Origin of the sequence: Curtobacterium sp. VKM Ac-2922 (genome assembly GCF_022815645.1) — a bacterium.
GTDB lineage: Bacteria > Actinomycetota > Actinomycetes > Actinomycetales > Microbacteriaceae > Curtobacterium.
Genome location: NZ_JALGRO010000022.1, coordinates 1 through 1,772, shown reverse-complemented (window position 1 = coordinate 1,772; position 1,772 = coordinate 1). Strand labels below are relative to the sequence as shown.

At 56.0% G+C, this 1,772-nt stretch carries 1 rRNA gene; it reads right to left on the bottom strand.

What is annotated here, in order from left to right:
* Positions 1–155: 155 nt before the first annotated feature.
* Positions 156–1,677, bottom strand: a 16S ribosomal RNA gene (locus MT346_RS17850).
* Positions 1,678–1,772 lie beyond the last annotated feature (95 nt).

Genomic DNA, 1,772 nt, shown 5'->3' with positions numbered 1-1,772 from the left:
GAGCCTGGCGTACTGAGGTCGGAAGCATCACTCCCAACTGCACTGTCAATGTTCCACCCATGAGCTACCCGTCGGACACGTTCGGTCCGAACCGGGCGCCTGAACCCAAACCCCCACCACGAACCGTGGGGGAACCTGAGCCAGATGCTCCTTAGAAAGGAGGTGATCCAGCCGCACCTTCCGGTACGGCTACCTTGTTACGACTTAGTCCTAATCACCGATCCCACCTTCGACGGCTCCTTCCACAAGGGTTAGGCCACCGGCTTCGGGTGTTACCGACTTTCATGACTTGACGGGCGGTGTGTACAAGGCCCGGGAACGTATTCACCGCAGCGTTGCTGATCTGCGATTACTAGCGACTCCGACTTCATGAGGTCGAGTTGCAGACCTCAATCCGAACTGAGACCGGCTTTTTGGGATTCGCTCCACCTTACGGTATCGCAGCCCTTTGTACCGGCCATTGTAGCATGCGTGAAGCCCAAGACATAAGGGGCATGATGATTTGACGTCATCCCCACCTTCCTCCGAGTTGACCCCGGCAGTCTCCTATGAGTCCCCGGCATAACCCGCTGGCAACATAGAACGAGGGTTGCGCTCGTTGCGGGACTTAACCCAACATCTCACGACACGAGCTGACGACAACCATGCACCACCTGTACACCGACCACAAGGGGGCGACCATCTCTGGCCGTTTCCGGTGTATGTCAAGCCTTGGTAAGGTTCTTCGCGTTGCATCGAATTAATCCGCATGCTCCGCCGCTTGTGCGGGCCCCCGTCAATTCCTTTGAGTTTTAGCCTTGCGGCCGTACTCCCCAGGCGGGGCGCTTAATGCGTTAGCTACGACACAGAAACCGTGGAAAGGTCCCTACATCTAGCGCCCAACGTTTACGGCATGGACTACCAGGGTATCTAATCCTGTTCGCTCCCCATGCTTTCGCTCCTCAGCGTCAGTTACGGCCCAGAGATCTGCCTTCGCCATCGGTGTTCCTCCTGATATCTGCGCATTCCACCGCTACACCAGGAATTCCAATCTCCCCTACCGCACTCTAGTCTGCCCGTACCCACTGCAAGCCCGAGGTTGAGCCTCGGGATTTCACAGCAGACGCGACAAACCGCCTACGAGCTCTTTACGCCCAATAATTCCGGACAACGCTTGCACCCTACGTATTACCGCGGCTGCTGGCACGTAGTTAGCCGGTGCTTTTTCTGCAGGTACCGTCACTTTCGCTTCTTCCCTACTAAAAGAGGTTTACAACCCGAAGGCCGTCATCCCTCACGCGGCGTTGCTGCATCAGGCTTTCGCCCATTGTGCAATATTCCCCACTGCTGCCTCCCGTAGGAGTCTGGGCCGTGTCTCAGTCCCAGTGTGGCCGGTCACCCTCTCAGGCCGGCTACCCGTCGTCGCCTTGGTGAGCCATTACCTCACCAACAAGCTGATAGGCCGCGAGTCCATCCCCAACCAAAAAATCTTTCCACCACCAGACCATGCGGCCAGTGATCATATCCAGTATTAGACGTCGTTTCCAACGCTTATCCCAGAGTCAGGGGCAGGTTACTCACGTGTTACTCACCCGTTCGCCACTAATCAACCCAGCAAGCTGGGCATCATCGTTCGACTTGCATGTGTTAAGCACGCCGCCAGCGTTCGTCCTGAGCCAGGATCAAACTCTCCGTAAAAAATTACAGACCCGACACCCGAAAGCATCAGACCGAGTTGATCTTGACTGTTGACTGTCTACTGACAATCTTCAATCCAAAAGGAATTGTCTCCG